The organism is Pseudomonas sp. PDM19, assembly GCF_014852215.1.
In the GTDB taxonomy this organism is placed as follows: Bacteria; Pseudomonadota; Gammaproteobacteria; order Pseudomonadales; family Pseudomonadaceae; genus Pseudomonas.
Window position 1 is genome coordinate 933,217 of sequence record NZ_JACVBG010000001.1, and the last position, 16,040, is coordinate 949,256.

Here is a 16,040-nt window from a genome sequence, read left to right on the forward strand (position 1 = left end):
CCCCGCCATCGCGGGGTTTTCTTCATGCATTCAAACGCTCAGGGCGCCGGTTTCTTCCCATCGGACTTTGCCCATTGCGACTTCCGCTCGACCTTCACTGCCAGTTGGCCAACGGGGATTTCCTGGATTTCGCCACCCTGGGAGAGGAAAGCGGCAATCTTTTCATCGAGCTCCGAACGTTCGCGAATTAGCTGTGAATCAGTCATGAAGTCACCTTTGCGTTGGGCGCCAAACCGGCCCGGCCAGCCTACACGTCTTTGACCTGTCGCGTCGTAATTGCTCGACCATTTGTCAAAATCACCACTGGTCGTGAAAAAAAGCTATGAATTAGCGCCAAACCTTGTATTCTGCATGGGCTGCCTGCCCAGTAACGAGTTCCGCGACTTGATGTTCTTCTACAAGATGCTCCATCTCCTCGGCACCTCTTCACTACGCATTCAGCTCATCGCCGGTCGGCTTTCGGCCGGCCTTTAGCATTCTTTTAGGAGACAACATCATGTCCGATCGTCAAAACGGCATCGTCAAGTGGTTCAACGCTGAGAAGGGCTTCGGCTTCATCACCCCGGAAAGCGGCCCGGACGTATTCGTTCACTTCCGTCAGATCGAAGGCAACGGCTACAAGTCCCTCGACGAAGGCCAGAAGGTCAGCTTCGTTGTGACTGCCGGCCAGAAAGGCCCGCAAGCTGAACAAGTTCGCGCTGTCTAATCGACATCGCTGACGAAAGAGCCCCGCTTCGGCGGGGCTTTTTTTTGTCTGCGATTTGCCCGCTGACTCTTGATGATGCTTTCGGGGGCACAAACAAAAACGCCCGGTGCACTGCACCGGGCGTTTTTCGTGGCTGGGCGCTGAGCGCTCAGGTCATTCCTGTTGCGGGTCGAACTGTTTGTCGCGGATCAGCAGGGCGGGGATGACGCCGCAGATGAAGTACGCCGCACCCATCACCAGGAAGCCGACGCCAATGGACATCTGCGTGGCGAGGAAGCCGATCACCGCCGGGGCGATGGCTGCGCCGATGCGGCCGATGTTGTACGCACCGCCGACTGCCGTGCCACGGAAAGCGGCGGCGAAGCTTTCGGTCATGTAGGTCGCGTTCACGCCGTACGGGATGCCATAGAGGAAGCCGAATACCACCAGCATCCAGAGAATGTTCTCGGGGCTGTGGAACAGCACGATCACCGGCAGGAACACGGCGGTGCCCAGGGCGCCGAAGGAGAACACGGTGCGGCGGCCGAACCAGTCGGCGGCGACGCCGGCCAGTACCTTGCCCAGGATCATCGCGGCATAAGTGCCCACCAGGTACGAGGTCATGGCCTTGAAGTTCATGCCCATCTCGGTTTCCAGGTACGACGGCATCCAGTTGTTCACACCGTAGTAGCCGAACTGCAGGAAACCGGCGGTCAGTGCCCAGAACAGGAACATGCGGCTGGCCTTCGGGTCGGCGAAGATCTGCTTGAAGGCATTCTGCCGGGGTGCAGTGGCTGCGCGGCCGGATGAGCCTTCGGCCTTGCGCTGCTGGCGTTCTGCTTGCGCCTGGACCCAGGCGGCGGGTTCGGGGATCAGCTTGCGCATCGCCACGGCCAGCACCACCGGGATGATGGCGATGTAGAACAGGTAGCGCCAGCCATGGTCCGGCAGGATCCAGCCGGCCAGCAGGGTGGCGACGATGTAGCCGACCGACCAGCCGGCCTGCAGGGTGCCGAGCACGGTGGTGCGGTATTTGGTCGGCACGTATTCGGCCATCAGCGTGTTGCAGGCCACGTACAGGGCGCCGAGGCCCAGCGAGGCGACGAAGCGCGCGGCGGCGAACTGCCAGTAGTTGTGGGTCAGCCCGAGCACTGCGGTGCCGACCGAGAACAGCACGATGGTCCAGACCACGGTCTTGACCCGGCCGAAGCGGTCGCAGGCCCAGCCGCCGTAGATGCCGCCGAAGGCCATGCCGGCCAGAGTGACGCTGCCCAGGCTGCCGGCCTGGAGGTTGCTCAGGCCGAACTCGGCCTTGAGGCTGGTGAGGCTGTAGGAGAGGAGCATCAGGTCTGCGCCATCGATCAGCAGGCCGATGAAGCAGAAGGCGAAGACCAGGACCCAGGTCTTGCTCTGGGTGGCGGCGCTCGCAGCCGGTGCGGAAGCAGTGTTTTCCATGAACGAATTACCTGTTGTAGTTGTTGGCGGGGCGGTTGGCCGACCCTCGGTAAGCGTGCGTGCGAATCCTGCCGGCAGGCGCGTGGTGCGTGGCCACGCGCTGCCGAATCGGGTGCCTCAGAACTGGTGCATCAGGACTGGGCTTCGCGGATCATGTTGCGGGCGATGATCACCTGCTGGATCTGGGTGGTGCCCTCGTAGAGTCGGAACAGGCGGACGTCGCGGTAGAAGCGCTCGATGGCGTACTCGCTGACGTAGCCGGCGCCGCCGTGGATCTGTACGCAGCGGTCGGCCACGCGGCCGCACATCTCGGTGGCGAACATCTTCGCGCAGGAGGCCTCGGTGCTGACGTTGCGTCCCTCATCGCGCTTGCGTGCGGCGTCCAGCACCATGCAGCGGGCGGCGTAGATCTCGGCCTTGCTGTCGGCCAGCATTGCCTGGATCAACTGGAACTCGGCGATCGGCTGGCCGAACTGCTTGCGCTCCAGGGCATATTGCAGCGCGTCGGCGAGCATGCGCTCGGCGGCGCCGACGCTCAGCGCGGCGATGTGCAGGCGGCCCTTGTCGAGCACTTTCATGGCGGTCTTGAAGCCCACGCCCTCGACGCCGCCGATCAGTTGGCTGGCGGGGATGCGCACGTTGTCGAAGATCACGTCGCTGGTGTGCGCGCCTTTCTGGCCCATCTTGTGGTCCGGCTTGCCCAGGGAAATGCCTGGGGTGCCGCGCTCGACGATGAACGCGCTGATGCCGCCGGAGCCCTTGATCGCCGGGTTGGTGCGGGCCATCACGGTATAGATGCCGGCATGCGGGGCGTTGGTGATGAAGCGCTTGGTGCCGTTGAGCACGTAGAAGTCGCCATCGCGCACGGCGGTGGTCTTCAGCGAGGCGGCATCGGAACCCGAGTCCGGCTCGGTCAGGCAGAAGGCGCTAAGCAGTTCGCCGCTGGCGAGCCTGGGCAGGTAGTGGGCTTTCTGCTCCGGCGTGCCGTCGATCAGGATGCCGATGGAACCGATGCCGTTGTTGGTGCCGATGTAGGAGCGGAAGGCGGGGGAGGTGCGGCCGAGTTCGAAGGTGATGTTCACCTCTTCTTCCATGGTCACGCCCAGGCCGCCGAACTCTTCGGGGATGGTCAGGCCGAACAGGCCCATCTCGCGCATCTGCTGGACGATGTCCTGCGGGATCGCGTCGGTCTCGGCGACCTCGTTCTCCCGCGGGATCAGCACTTCGCCGACGAACTGGTGGATGGAATCCAGAAGTATCTGCAGCGTTTCTGGGTCTCGGATCATGTGCACTCCTCAAAAGGCCCGCGAGCGGGCCTGTCTTCCGAGGCACCGTCACCCGAGATTCAGCGAGCGGCGGCACCTATGTTGTTGACCATGTTGATCAGGCGGGGCCCGATGTCGTCCTCGAGCTTCTCGCGTGTCAGCTGGAAGCTCGGGCCGCCGCAGTTGAAGGCCAGGAGCCCGTACTGCGGATGTACCAAGGGCACGGCGACGGAGTTGACGTCGCGGTGCCATTCGCCGATCGACAGGCAGTAGCCGTAATCGGTGAAGTCCCTGAAAGCACGGTCCAGACCCTTGCGGATGGCCGGCCAGTTTTCCGGTTCGCGCTGGCGAACGTGGTCGAGCAGGAATTCCCGCTCGTTCTCCGGCATCGCCGCGAGGCACGCGCGGCCCACCGAGCTCGCCGCCAGCGGCAGGTAACTGCCGATCTGCCGGCGCATCGTCATGTTTCCCTGGCCCTGCACGACGTCCACATAGACCATCTGCAGGCGGTCGCGGGCGGCCATGGCCACCGCCGCCTGGGCGTGGTTGGCCAGTTCCTCCATCAGCGGATGGGCCACCGCGCGGATCGACAGGTTCGACAGCATCGCGTAGCCGAAACCCAGCACGCCGACGTCCAGCTGGTACTTGCCTGAATGCACCTCGCGCTTGAGGCAACCCAGGCGCATCAGGGTGTTGGTCAGGCGTGTCACGGTCGGCTTGGGCAGGTCGGTCTTGCGCGCCAGGTCCTGGTTGCTCAGCACGTTTTCCCGTGGCGTGAAGCAACGCAGGATCTCCAGGCCGCGAGCCAGGGCCGTCACGAACTGGCCGCTGTTTTCCTCTTCGCTCAGTGCCGTGGCGGGGTCATACAGTCCCCGTTCCAGCAGGCCGATCTCACCTTCGTTTTTCGTCGGCGCAGCCGAGTCCATCTCCGTCTTGTTGCGGCGCATGGTAGAACCCCTATTCACGGAAAATCAATAAAATAAAATGCAGTTTCGTCAGGCGAAATTGTAATGGGTCTGGACTGGTTAGTACAGGCGTACCCTTAAAAATATTCAAAGCCGCGTATTTAAAGGCTTTTAGAGGGTGTGTCGATCTTCACCGTTTACAGGCTGGATGAGGTGTCACTATGATGAAATCGAAATACGGAATGTAGTTTCGTCAGACGAAACAACTAAGAGGTCAGAGCTCCAATGAATACCAGCGTGGTTCATCTCGATATCCAGGCCGATGGTGTGGCGGTCGTCCGCATCGACCGACCGGAAGCCAAGAACGCCTTGAATGCTGCCGTGCGCCAGCAGCTGGCCGAGCACTTCCGTGCCCTGAGCGAAAATCGCGACGTTCGCGCGGTGGTGCTGACCGGGGGAGAGGAATGCTTCGTCGCCGGGGCGGACATCCGCGAATTCGCCCAGGCCAGCCCCATCGAGATGTACCGCCGCCATACCGAGCTGCTGTGGGAGGCCATCTCGCGCTGCCCGAAACCGGTGATCGCCGCCGTGAATGGCTTCGCCCTGGGCGGCGGCTGCGAGCTGGCGATGCACTGCGACATCATCGTCGCCGGTGAGTCGGCACGCTTCGGCCAGCCGGAAGTGAAGCTCGGGCTGATGCCCGGCGCGGGTGGCACCCAACGGCTGATCCGCGCCGTGGGCAAGTTCCAGGCGATGCGCATTGCCCTGACCGGCTGCCTGATCAAGGCGCCGGAAGCCCTGGCCATCGGCATGCTCAGCGAGGTGGTGGAAGATGCGCGCACGCTGCCCCGCGCGCTGGAGCTGGCCGCCGAGATTGCCGCGCTACCGCCGCTGGCCGTGGCACAGATCAAGGAAGTGATGCTCGCCGGCGCCGACCTGCCGCTGGAGAGCGCCCTGACCCTGGAGCGCAAGGCCTTCCAGCTGCTGTTCGATTCGCAGGACCAGAAGGAGGGCGCCGCCGCCTTCCTGGAAAAACGCAAAGCCAGTTTCCTGGGGGAATGAGCATGACCCTTTCTTTCAGCATCGAGCGCATGGCCATCGTCGGCACCGGCGTCATGGGCAGCGGCATCGCCCAGATCGCCGCCCAGGCCGGCATCCAGGTGAAACTCTTCGACGCCCGTGACGGCGCCGCACAAACCGCCCGCGACAACCTCGGCCGGACCCTCGCCAAACTGGCGGAGAAGGGCAAGATCACCACCGCCGAGGCCGACGCCACCCTGGCGCGCCTGCTGGTCGCCGGCTCCCTGAGCGAGCTGGCGGATTCCGACCTGGTGGTCGAAGCGATCATCGAGCGCCTGGATGCCAAGCAGGCGCTGCTGGCCGAGCTGGAAGCCGTGGTCAGTGCCGAGTGCATTCTCGCGACCAATACCTCGTCGCTGTCGGTCACCAGCATCGCCCGTGGCTGCCAGCATCCGCAGCGGGTGGCAGGCTTCCACTTCTTCAACCCGGTGCCGCTGATGAAAGTGGTCGAGGTGATCGACGGCCTGGCCAGTGATCCGCAGGTCGGCGACAGCCTGGTGGCGCTGGCCGCGCGCATGGGCCATCGCGGCATCCGCGCCAAGGACACCCCCGGCTTCATCATCAACCACGCCGGCCGCGCCTACAGCACCGAGGCGCTGCAGATGCTCAAGGAAGCCATCGCCGAACCGGCCGACATCGACCGCATCCTGCGCGAGGGCCTGGGCTTCCGCATGGGCCCGCTGGAATTGTTCGACCTGACTGCGCTGGATGTTTCCCATCCGGTGATCGAGTCCATCTACAACCAGTTCTACCAGGAGCCGCGCTATCGCCCGGCGGCGCTGACCCGGCAGATGCTCGAGGCCGGTTTCGTCGGGCGCAAGGTCGGGCGCGGCTTCTATCGCTATGCCGACGGCAAGATGATCGATGCGCCCGCTCCGCAACCGGTGCCGAACGTGGCCGCCCTGCCGCCGGTGTGGATCGGTGCGGAGAACGACCAGGATCGCGAACTGCTCGGCGAACTGCTGAAGAAGCTTGGCGCGACCCTGGAGCAGGGCGCCCAGCCAAGCAGCGAGGCGCTGTGCCTGCTGGCTCCCTATGGCGTTGACGCCACCACGGCGTGCCAGAGCTTCGCTACCGACCCGGCGCGTACCCTGTGCATCGACCTGCTGCTGGATCTGCAACGCCACCGCTGCCTGATGCAGAACCCGGCGACCTCCAGCGCCATGCGCGACGCCGCCCATGCGCTGCTGGCGGCTGACGGCGTGGGCGTCACCGTCATCAATGACAGCGTCGGCTTCGTCGCCCAGCGCGTACTGGCGCTGATCGTCAACCTGGCTGGCGACATCGTCCAGCAGCGCATCGCCAGCGTCGATGACCTCGACGAAGGTGTGCGCCGTGGCCTGGGTTACCCGCAGGGCCCGCTGGCCTGGGGCGACAGCGTCGGCCCGGCGCGCCTGCTGAGCATTCTCGAACGCATGACCGGCCTGACCGGCGACGCCCGCTATCGCCCCGGCCCCTGGCTGCGCCGCCGCGCCGCGCTGGGGTTGTCGCTGCGCCATGCCGACCCCGCGCTGGGCTGACGCCCGGCGTCCACCTCTTTCAAGGAGACCTCCATGCTCAATGCCTTTATCTACGCCGGCCTGCGCACCCCCTTCGGGCGCCATGGCGGCGCCCTGGCCCCGGTACGCCCGGACGATCTGATCGCCCAGGTGATCCGCGAGCTGCTGGCCCGCACCAGCGTGCCCGGTGAAGCCATCGAGGACGTGATCCTCGGCAACACCAACCAGGCCGGCGAAGACAGCCGCAATATCGCCCGCCATGCCGCGCTGCTCGCCGGCCTGCCGGTGACCGTACCGGGACAGACGGTGAACCGCCTGTGCGCCAGCGGCCTGGCGGCCGTCATCGACGCGGCGCGTGCCGTGACCTGTGGCGAAGGCGAGCTGTTCGTCGCTGGCGGCGTGGAAAGCATGTCCCGCGCGCCCTTCGTCATGGCCAAGGCCGAGGCCGCCTACAGCCGCGACCTGACGGTGTTCGACAGCACCATCGGCGCGCGCTTCCCCAACCCGAAGATCATCGCCGGGTTCGGCAACGACAGCATGCCGGAGACCGGCGACAACGTAGCCCGCGAGTTCGGCATCAGCCGCGAGCAGGCCGACCGTTTCGCCGCGCGCTCCCAGGCCAACTATGAAGCCGCCCGCGAGGCCGGTTTCTTCGCCGGGGAAATCCTCCCGGTCAGCGTGCCCACTGGGCGCAAGACGCCGCCGAACGTGGTCGAGCAGGACGAACATCCGCGTCCGTCTTCCGATGAAGCCGCGCTGGCGCGCCTGAAACCCTTGTCCGAAGGCGGCGTGGTCACCGCCGGCAATGCCTCTGGCGTCAACGATGGCGCGGCCGCGCTGCTGATCGGCTCGGCTGCGGCGGGCGAACGCCACGGCCTCAAGCCGCTCGCGCGGATTCTCTCGGCAGCGGCGGTCGGCGTGGAGCCACGCATCATGGGCGTCGGCCCGGTGGAGGCGATCAACAAGGCGCTTGCCCGCGCCGAACTGACCCTGGCTGACATGGACATCATCGAGATCAACGAGGCCTTCGCCTCCCAGGTGCTCGGCTGCCTGCACGGCCTGGGCGTGGACTTCGACGATGCGCGGGTCAACCCCAACGGCGGCGCCATCGCCGTCGGCCACCCGCTGGGCGCTTCCGGCGCGCGGCTGGCGCTGAGCGTCGCGCGACAACTGCAGCGCAGTGGTCAACGCTATGCGGTTATCAGCCTGTGCATCGGTGTGGGCCAGGGGCTCGCCATGGTTATCGAGCGCGCGTAAGCGCGCCTGCGAGGAATTGAAGATGGGTGCTTTGAGCGGATACCGCGTACTCGACCTCAGCCGCGTGCTGGCCGGCCCCTGGTGCGGCCAGGTGCTGGCCGACCTGGGCGCGGAAGTGATCAAGATCGAACGTCCCGGCGTGGGTGACGACACTCGCGGCTGGGGCCCGCCTTACATGAAGGCTGCCGACGGCTCGGACAGTTCCGAGGCGGCGTACTACCAGTCGACCAACCGCAACAAGCTTTCGGTGGCGCTGAACCTGGCGACGGAAGAAGGCCAGGCGCTGGTGCGCGCCCTGGCCTGCGAGTGCGACGTGCTGATCGAGAACTACAAGGCCGGCTCGCTGGCCAAGTACGGGCTGGATTACGACAGCCTGTCCAAGGTCAATCCGCGCCTGGTCTACTGCTCCATCACCGGCTTCGGCCAGACCGGCCCGCGCGCCGAGGAGCCCGGCTACGACTTCATCATCCAGGGCATGGGCGGGCTGATGAGCATCACCGGCGAGAAGGACGGCGTGCCCGGCGCCAGCCCGCAGAAGGTCGGTGTCGCCGTGTCCGACGTGATGACCGGCCTCTACTCGGTGGTCGCCATCCAGGCTGCGCTGCTGGCGCGGGAGAAGACCGGCCGCGGCCAGCACTGCGACATGGCGCTGCTCGACGTGCAGGTCGCCATGCTCGGCAACCAGAGCCAGAACTACCTCGCCACCGGCCGCTCGCCGGGCCGCCAGGGCAACGCCCACGTCAACATCGTGCCGTACCAGGTGTTCAGCGCGCAGGACATGGATTTCATCATCGCCTGCGGCAACGACAGCCAGTTCGTCTCGCTGTGCGACGCCATCGGCCTGCCCGAACTGCCGAAGGACCCGCGTTTCACCCGTAACGCCGACCGCGTGCGCAACCGCGACGTGATCGTCGGCAAGCTGGCCGAGCACTTCCAGGGCGACACCGCCGACAACTGGGTGCGCCGCATCCACGCGATGAAGGTGCCGGTCGGCGTGATCAACGATATCGGCCGCGCGCTGGACGAGCCGCAGGTGGTCGCCCGGGACATGCTGGTGGAGGTTCCCCACGCGCAGAACCCCGCGTTCCGCATGGTCGGCAGCCCGCTGAAACTGTCCGACACCCCGGTGGAATACCAGCGCCCGGCGCCGATGCTCGGCGAACACACCGACGAGGTGCTCAAGCGCCGCCTGGGGCTCGATGACGCGCGCCTGGCGGCGCTCAAGGCCGAGGGTGTGATCGAGCAGCTGGGCAAACCCTGACGCTTCAATGCTCGCAAGAGAGTAGGGCGCATAACGCGCCAGCGTTATCCGCCGCTGGCCCGAATGACGGCGGATAACCGCAAGCGGTTATGCGCCCTACGTTCGTTGAGTCCGTTCGCGAGCAGGCTCGCTCCTGCGGGGCGTTCCCCCCATTGCTCTTCGCAGGCGTGGGCCTGCTCGCGAACCCATCCCAACAGCAGCGCCGAGGCAAACCGGCGTCAGCCAAGGAAACAACCGAATGAAAGTGCTCGTCGCGGTAAAACGCGTGGTCGATTACAACGTCAAGGTCCGCGTCAAGGCGGACCACTCCGGCGTCGATCTGGCCAACGTCAAGATGTCCATGAACCCCTTCTGCGAAATCGCCGTGGAAGAGGCCGTACGCCTGAAAGAGAAGGGCGTCGCCAGCGAGATCGTGGTGGTCTCGGTCGGCCCCAGTGGCGCGCAGGAGCAACTGCGTACCGCATTGGCACTGGGCGCAGACCGCGCGGTGCTGGTCGAGAGCAATGACGAACTGAGCTCGCTGGCTGTCGCCAAGGCCCTGAAAGCCCTTGTCGACAAGGAGCAGCCGCAGCTGGTCATCCTCGGCAAGCAGGCCATCGACAGCGACAACAACCAGACCGGCCAGATGCTGGCTGCGCTGACCGGCTACGCCCAGGGCACCTTCGCGTCCAAGGTCGAAGTTGCCGGCGACAAGGTCAACGTCACCCGTGAAATCGACGGCGGTCTGCAGACCGTTGCCCTGAACCTGCCGGCAATCGTCACCACCGACCTGCGCCTGAACGAGCCGCGCTACGCGTCGCTGCCGAACATCATGAAGGCGAAGAAAAAGCCGCTGGAATTCCTCCCACCCGATGTACTGGGCATCTCCATGACCTCCACCGTGAAAACCCTCAAGGTGGAAGCGCCCGCTGCGCGCAGTGCCGGCATCAAGGTGAAATCGGTGGCCGAACTGGTCGAGAAACTGAAGAACGAAGCGAAGGTGATCTGATGGCGGTCCTGGTTATTGCAGAACATTCCAATGGCGCGCTGGCCTCGGCGACGCTGAACACTGTCGCCGCTGCGCAGAAGATTGGTGGCGACATCGCTGTGCTGGTCGCTGGCCAGAATGTCGCTGGCGCGGCCGAAGCCGCTGCCAGGATCGCCGGTGTTGCCAAGGTGCTGGTCGCCGACAACGCTGCCTACGCTCACCAGCTGCCGGAGAACGTCGCTCCGCTGATCGCTGCTCTTGTGAAAGACAGTGGGGGCAATGGCTACAGCCACGTGCTGGCCGCCGCCACCACCAACGGCAAGAACTTCCTGCCGCGCGTCGCCGCCCTGCTGGACGTCGACCAGATCTCCGAGATCATCGAAGTCGTCAGCGCTGACACCTTCAAGCGCCCGATCTACGCCGGTAACGCCATCGCTACCGTGCAATCCTCGGCCGCCGTCAAGGTCATCACCGTGCGTGGCACCGGCTTCGACGCCGTGGCTGCCGAAGGTGGCTCCGCCGCTGTTGAAGCCGTTTCCGGCCCGACCGATGCCGGCAAGTCCGCCTTCGTGGGCGAAGAACTGGCCAAGTCCGACCGTCCGGAACTGACCGCTGCCAGGATCGTCGTTTCCGGCGGCCGTGGCATGGGCAATGGCGACAACTTCAGCATCCTCTACTCCCTGGCTGACAAGCTGGGCGCTGCCGTCGGCGCTTCCCGCGCTGCCGTTGACGCCGGCTTTGTGCCGAACGACATGCAGGTCGGCCAGACCGGCAAGATCGTCGCTCCGCAGCTGTACGTGGCCGTCGGTATCTCCGGCGCCATCCAGCACCTGGCGGGCATGAAGGATTCGAAAGTGATCGTTGCGATCAACAAGGATGAAGAGGCGCCGATCTTCCAGGTTGCCGACTACGGCCTGGTCGCCGACCTGTTCGAAGCCGTACCGGAGCTGGAACGGACTATCTGATCCCGCTCATTCCCCTGGCCGGGCCAGCCGTCATCGGCCCGGCGTTTTGCCAACACCTCAAGTAGAAAGAAACAACAACAATGAATACTCGTCGACTCCCCGTGCTGGTCTCCGGACTGGCGCTGCTGCCCCCGTTCGTCCACGCCGATTTCCTCGCCGACAGCAAGGCCAGCATCGAAACTCGCAACTTCTACTTCAACCGCGACTACCGCCAGAGCGGCGCCGCCCAGTCGAAATCCGAGGAATGGGCGCAGGGCTTCCTGCTGCGCTACGAGTCGGGTTACACCGACGGCACCGTTGGCGTCGGCGTCGATGCCCTCGGCCTGCTGGGCCTGAAGCTCGACTCCAGCCCGGATCGCTCCGGCTCCGGCCTGCTGCCGTACTCCGCCAGCGACAAACGCGCCGCCGATGATTACAGCGACCTGGGCCTGACCGCCAAGCTGCGTGTCTCCAAAAGTACCCTGAAAGTCGGCACGCTGCTGCCCAAGCTGCCGGTGGTGCAGTACAACGACACCCGCCTGCTGCCGCAGACCTTCCAGGGCGCGCTGGTGGAGTCGAAGGAACTCGACGACCTCGACCTGCAGCTCGGCCAGCTGCGCGAGGTGAAGCAGCGTGATTCGTCCAACGACGAAGACCTGTCGATGACCCGTGGCAACAAGCGCAACATCGTGGCCGGCAGCCACCTCACCAGTGACCGCTTCAACCTCGCTGGCGGCACCTACCGCTGGAGCAACCAGCTCAGCACCAGCTACCACTACGCCAACCTCGAAGACCTCTATCGCCAGCACTACGTGAGCCTCGTGCACACGCTGCCGATCGCCGAAGGCCAGTCGCTGAAGTCCGACATCCGCTGGGCGCGCTCCACCGACGATGGCGGCAGCAACGTCGACAACCGCGCGCTCAACGCCATGTTCACCTACAAGCTCGGCAACCAGGCGTTCGCCCTCGGCCTGCAGCGCATGTCCGGCGACACCGGCTTCGCCTACCTGTCCGGCACCGACCCGTACCTGGTCAACTACGTGCAGATCGGCGACTTCGCCAACAAGGACGAGCGCTCCTGGCAACTGCGCTACGACTTCAATTTCGCCTCCTACGGGCTGCCCGGCCTGAGCCTGATGACCCGTTACCTGCGCGGCGACAACATCGACCTGCTGAACGGGCAGGGCAACGGCAAGGAGTGGGAGCGCGACACCGATGTCGGTTACCTGGTGCAGAGCGGCCCGCTGAAGAACGTCGGCTTCAAGCTGCGCAACAGCACCTTCCGCAGCAGCTTCGGCAACGACATGGACGAGACCCGCTTCATCGTCAGCTACACCTTGCCGATCTGGTAAGTGCTTCCTGAAGCCTCCCGCTCCATAGCGATTGGGAGGCTACGCTCCACGAGTCTCCGGGCGCTGCGCAGGCATGCCCGGAGTACACCTCGGCGATACTCCGGGACGAACGGCGTGAAAGCCCGTGCTTGAGCGAGTGAGGGGATATTTCCTACGTGCTGGCTGTCTCACTGGACGAGGAAAAGTCTGGTCAGAGCCTGCGCCCTCGGCTTATAAAACCCCTTCGCCGCTGTAGACCCGCAGGGATGGCGGCCCCACGAGATCAAGGAACGATGATGCGACGAGTCACGATGATTCTGCTCGCTGCCGCCCTGTTGCAGGGCTGTGCGCACCAGAAGACCGGCAACCAGTGCGAAGACAACTTCAACACCGAAGGGGGCTTCATCGCCGGCAAGACCTTCACGTCCAACGTCCAGTTGGACATGCCGGTGGCCAAGGTCTTCGACCGGGCGCAGAAGACGCTGGTGAAGGAAGGCTTCACCATCCAGAACGCCGACGAGAAGAGCGGCACCATCTCCGCCTACCAGGGCGTGATCCTGAGCAGCCGCAACGCACCGTTGAACGTCGTGGTGGAAAAGTCGGGCTCGGGCTCCAAGGTAAGCTATGTCTTTGTCACCCTGGGTGGCATGTACACCACCGAGGGCGCGGTGCGTGACGGCTTCTGCCGGTTCACCGACGGGATTCGGCAGTAATCGGTAGCCTCGTGCAGGAGCGCGCCATGCGCGCGATCGCGGGCATGGCCCGCTCCTGCAGGGAGCTTGGTTTGTAGGATGGATGGAGCATGCTGTGGCGTGGTACGAGGCGATGGGTATCGCTGCGCTCCACGCCATCCTACGTTCGAGGTTCCCTGAGATTACTGGGCCTAAGCGCGGACCAGCCTTTCCACGAGGCGGCGTGTCAGTGGGGCGACGACCAGCACCAGCGGGAAGCCGATGCTCCAGCTGGTGAGCCACGCATCCAGCCAGAGCTGGGCGAAGGCCGGGGCCAGGCCGACGGCGCGCCCGGTTGCGAGTCCGGAGACCAGCAGGGTCATCACGCCGGACAGAATCAGCGCGAACAGCAGTGGCGCGTAACGGTGCGGGATCATGCGTGGGTCTCCTGCGCGTGCTCGACCTGCGACTGGTGCAGGCGGCCGAGGGTTTCGGCGAAGTGCTGGCCGAACAGCCGGGCGGTCTTCAGGTCGCCGGGACAGAAGTCCGCGGCGGTCCTGTCGGCCTGGGCCATCAGCCCGGACCAGGAGCCGAGGCGGTTGGCGGCTTCCTCGGCGGGCACGCCCAGGTGCTGCTCGGGGAGGATCGGGTTGCCGGCCCAGAGCATCCCGTGCTGCATGCAGAAGGTGAACAGCGAGATCAATGTGGACTGCTTGTCGCCCGCCGGCAGCGCCGACACGGTGAAGCCGGCGGCGAGGCGGCCGCGCAGCTTCTGCTGGCGCCAGAGCGGCCCGGTGGCGTCCATCAGGGCTTTCAGCGGCGCCGAGACGCCGCCCAGGTAGGTTGGTGATCCAAGGATCAGGCCGTGGCAGGCGAGCAGCGCTTGCGGCTGCTCGATCAACTCCTGCGCCTTGAGCAGATGCACTTCGCAGCCGGGCACACTGCGAGCGCCGCTGGCGATGGTCTGGGCGATGCGCTCGGTACGGCCGCTCGCGCTGTGGTAGACGATGGCGATGGTTTTCATGCTTTCTCCGCAGGTTGCACGCAAGGGAAAGGCCGCGCTTGGATTGACCTCGGCGGCCTTTGGCGTGAACCTACAAGTTCAAGCGAACTTGAGGTCAAGAGGTGTTGCATGGATATCGCTGACGTGGCCAGGCGTTCCGGCGTGCCGGCATCGACCCTGCGTTTCTACGAGGAAAAGGGGCTGATCGTCTCGCTCGCCAAACCCGGTGCTCGGCGTCAGTTTGCGCCACAGATTCTCGACCAGCTGGCGTTGATCACGCTTGGGCAATCGGCGGGGTTCAGCCTGGAGGAAATCCGCTCGATGTTCGCCGGCGATGGCGGGGCGAACATCGACCGGCAGATGCTGGCGGCCAAGGCGGATGAGCTGGATGCCACGATCCGACGCCTGCGGGCGATGAGCCGGGGGCTGCGCCATGCGGCGGCGTGCCCGGCGCCCAGTCATGCGCAGTGCCCGACTTTCCAGAAACTGGTCAAGGCGGCGGGGGAGAGTGCGCTGGAGGGGAAGAAGGAGCGGGGGCGGTTGAGGAAGGGGAAGGGTGCTGTCTGAGGGGTTTGAGTGGGGATAGGGTGGTATCGGCTGGCAGGATGCTTTGCAATTGCGAGCGGATGCCCGTTTCATTCTCGCGAACCCAGCCATACGCCGGCCCTGCCAGCGGATCGCGGGCATGGCCCGCTCCTACAATTTCGTAGGCGTTATGCGCCCTACAGGGAGACGCCCAGCGCGGCGGATAGCCACTCGCAGAAGCCCATCGCCTGGGCATTGCGCTCGCTCTGCTGGTGTACCAGCAGCGACCAGTTCGGCCCGCGCACGGTCTGCTCGCTGAGCGGGGCCAGCAGGCCATTGCTACGGGCATCGCCGGCCAGCAGCCGGCTCACCAGGGCAACGCCCAGCCCCTGACTGGCGGCATCCAGCAGCAGGCCGGGATCGGAGAAGTTCAGGCCCTCGCTGCGCTGGCCGACGTCGGCGCCACCTTGCAGCTGCCAGTGCGCCCAGTCCATTTCCCGTTCGCCGTGCAGGGTGGTGCGCGCCGCTTGCGGCTCTTGCAGCAATGAGGGATGGCAGGCCGGGTAGAGGCGATCTTCCAGCAGCACGCGGAAGCGGCATTCGGCCTGGGCGGTGAGGTCGTCGCGTACGGCGATGTCGATGGTCTGGGTGGCCATGTCCGGGGTTTCGTCGGTGGTCAGCAGCCAGAGGTCGATCTGCGGGTGGCGCGCGTGGAAGTCGCCCAGGCGCGGCACCAGCCAGTGGCGGGCGAAGGCCGGGGTGGTGTTGACCACCAGTTGGTTGGGCTTGCGGTACTGGTCCAGGCGGCGGATGCCTACGGCCAGTTGCTGGAGCATGGATTGCGTGGTGCTGAGCAGGTCGGCGCCAGCGTCGGTCAGCGCCACCTTGCGCCCGGAGCGATAGAACAGCGGCTGTTCGACGAAGCTTTCCAGGCTGCGGATCTGCTGGCTGATGGCCGACTGGGTGAGGTGCAGTTCCTCGGCGGCCTTGTGGAAGCTGCCCAGGCGCGCGGCGGCTTCGAAGCCGCGCAGGGCATTCAGGGGTGGCCAGTGTTTGAGCATGATCGATAAGTCTGCCTAATCAGATTTGCGCAAAATCTATCGTTTGTTCTGACATTTTTACAGGCCTAGCATGGTTGTCAGGCGCCGCTGAACCTTTTCCTTCCGATAAAAATTACTTACCAAAGGCTTGA

At 65.1% G+C, this 16,040-nt stretch carries 17 protein-coding genes; 10 read left to right on the top strand and 7 right to left on the bottom strand.

Annotated features, from left to right (window positions below):
• Nucleotides 1-38 precede the first annotated feature (38 nt).
• On the bottom strand, nucleotides 39-206 hold the full coding sequence (locus tag IB273_RS04000; protein ID WP_167523180.1) for a hypothetical protein: 168 nt from the start codon (nucleotides 204-206) through the stop codon (nucleotides 39-41).
• Nucleotides 207-496: 290 nt separating this feature from the next.
• Here IB273_RS04000 and IB273_RS04005 point away from each other — a divergent pair, with 290 nt between their 5' ends.
• On the top strand, nucleotides 497-706 hold the full coding sequence (locus IB273_RS04005) for a cold-shock protein (RefSeq protein WP_017518411.1): 210 nt from the start codon (nucleotides 497-499) through the stop codon (nucleotides 704-706).
• Nucleotides 707-859: 153 nt separating this feature from the next.
• Here IB273_RS04005 and IB273_RS04010 read toward each other — a convergent pair whose 3' ends face one another.
• The 3 genes from IB273_RS04010 to IB273_RS04020 form a co-directional block, all read right to left on the bottom strand.
• A complete protein-coding gene (locus tag IB273_RS04010; RefSeq protein ID WP_081520826.1) occupies nucleotides 860-2,140 on the bottom strand; it encodes an MFS transporter in 1,281 nt (426 codons plus the stop codon).
• Between the two features lie 131 nt (nucleotides 2,141-2,271).
• On the bottom strand, nucleotides 2,272-3,426 hold the full coding sequence (locus IB273_RS04015; RefSeq protein WP_081520825.1) for an acyl-CoA dehydrogenase family protein: 1,155 nt from the start codon (nucleotides 3,424-3,426) through the stop codon (nucleotides 2,272-2,274).
• A 59-nt stretch (nucleotides 3,427-3,485) separates the two neighbouring features.
• Nucleotides 3,486-4,352 carry an IclR family transcriptional regulator gene (locus IB273_RS04020; RefSeq protein WP_081520824.1) on the bottom strand — a complete coding sequence of 289 codons (867 nt, stop codon included), beginning with the start codon at nucleotides 4,350-4,352 and terminating at the stop codon, nucleotides 3,486-3,488.
• Between the two features lie 243 nt (nucleotides 4,353-4,595).
• Between IB273_RS04020 and IB273_RS04025 the strand changes: the two genes are divergently transcribed.
• The 8 genes from IB273_RS04025 to IB273_RS04060 all read left to right on the top strand — a co-directional run bounded on the left by IB273_RS04025 (nucleotide 4,596) and on the right by IB273_RS04060 (nucleotide 13,362).
• On the top strand, nucleotides 4,596-5,372 hold the full coding sequence (locus IB273_RS04025) for an enoyl-CoA hydratase (RefSeq protein WP_192223303.1): 777 nt from the start codon (nucleotides 4,596-4,598) through the stop codon (nucleotides 5,370-5,372).
• Nucleotides 5,369-6,910 (top strand): 3-hydroxyacyl-CoA dehydrogenase, encoded by a 1,542-nt coding sequence (locus IB273_RS04030; RefSeq protein WP_192223304.1) that lies wholly within the window; start codon nucleotides 5,369-5,371, stop codon nucleotides 6,908-6,910. The genes IB273_RS04025 and IB273_RS04030 overlap by 4 nt, the downstream gene beginning before the upstream one ends.
• 33 nt (nucleotides 6,911-6,943) lie before the next feature.
• Nucleotides 6,944-8,146 (top strand): 3-oxoadipyl-CoA thiolase, encoded by a 1,203-nt coding sequence (locus tag IB273_RS04035; RefSeq protein WP_081520821.1) that lies wholly within the window; start codon nucleotides 6,944-6,946, stop codon nucleotides 8,144-8,146.
• Between the two features lie 22 nt (nucleotides 8,147-8,168).
• Nucleotides 8,169-9,407 carry a CaiB/BaiF CoA transferase family protein gene (locus IB273_RS04040; protein ID WP_192223305.1) on the top strand — a complete coding sequence of 413 codons (1,239 nt, stop codon included), beginning with the start codon at nucleotides 8,169-8,171 and terminating at the stop codon, nucleotides 9,405-9,407.
• Nucleotides 9,408-9,645: 238 nt separating this feature from the next.
• Nucleotides 9,646-10,395 (top strand): electron transfer flavoprotein subunit beta/FixA family protein, encoded by a 750-nt coding sequence (locus IB273_RS04045; RefSeq protein WP_192223306.1) that lies wholly within the window; start codon nucleotides 9,646-9,648, stop codon nucleotides 10,393-10,395.
• Nucleotides 10,395-11,339 (top strand): electron transfer flavoprotein subunit alpha/FixB family protein, encoded by a 945-nt coding sequence (locus IB273_RS04050; protein ID WP_192223307.1) that lies wholly within the window; start codon nucleotides 10,395-10,397, stop codon nucleotides 11,337-11,339. Before IB273_RS04045 ends, IB273_RS04050 begins: the two co-directional genes overlap by 1 nt.
• A gap of 80 nt (nucleotides 11,340-11,419) precedes the next feature.
• Nucleotides 11,420-12,670: an OprD family porin gene (locus IB273_RS04055; RefSeq protein ID WP_081520567.1), complete on the top strand. Its 1,251-nt coding sequence runs from the start codon at nucleotides 11,420-11,422 to the stop codon at nucleotides 12,668-12,670.
• 290 nt (nucleotides 12,671-12,960) lie between these two features.
• A complete protein-coding gene (locus IB273_RS04060) occupies nucleotides 12,961-13,362 on the top strand; it encodes a hypothetical protein (protein WP_081520563.1) in 402 nt (133 codons plus the stop codon).
• Between the two features lie 170 nt (nucleotides 13,363-13,532).
• On the opposite strand, the gene IB273_RS04065 is transcribed toward IB273_RS04060, so the two are convergent.
• Both IB273_RS04065 and IB273_RS04070 read right to left on the bottom strand, forming a co-directional pair.
• Entirely contained in the window at nucleotides 13,533-13,757 is a 225-nt protein-coding gene (locus IB273_RS04065; RefSeq protein WP_192223308.1) for a DUF2798 domain-containing protein, read from the bottom strand.
• Nucleotides 13,754-14,344 carry a flavodoxin family protein gene (locus IB273_RS04070; RefSeq protein ID WP_192223309.1) on the bottom strand — a complete coding sequence of 197 codons (591 nt, stop codon included), beginning with the start codon at nucleotides 14,342-14,344 and terminating at the stop codon, nucleotides 13,754-13,756. The genes IB273_RS04065 and IB273_RS04070 overlap by 4 nt, the downstream gene beginning before the upstream one ends.
• 108 nt (nucleotides 14,345-14,452) lie before the next feature.
• On the opposite strand from IB273_RS04070, the gene IB273_RS04075 reads away from it, so the two are divergent.
• On the top strand, nucleotides 14,453-14,890 hold the full coding sequence (locus tag IB273_RS04075) for a helix-turn-helix domain-containing protein (RefSeq protein ID WP_192223310.1): 438 nt from the start codon (nucleotides 14,453-14,455) through the stop codon (nucleotides 14,888-14,890).
• A gap of 155 nt (nucleotides 14,891-15,045) precedes the next feature.
• Here IB273_RS04075 and IB273_RS04080 read toward each other — a convergent pair whose 3' ends face one another.
• Nucleotides 15,046-15,909 (bottom strand): LysR substrate-binding domain-containing protein, encoded by an 864-nt coding sequence (locus IB273_RS04080; protein ID WP_192223311.1) that lies wholly within the window; start codon nucleotides 15,907-15,909, stop codon nucleotides 15,046-15,048.
• Between the last annotated feature and the right edge of the window lie 131 nt (nucleotides 15,910-16,040).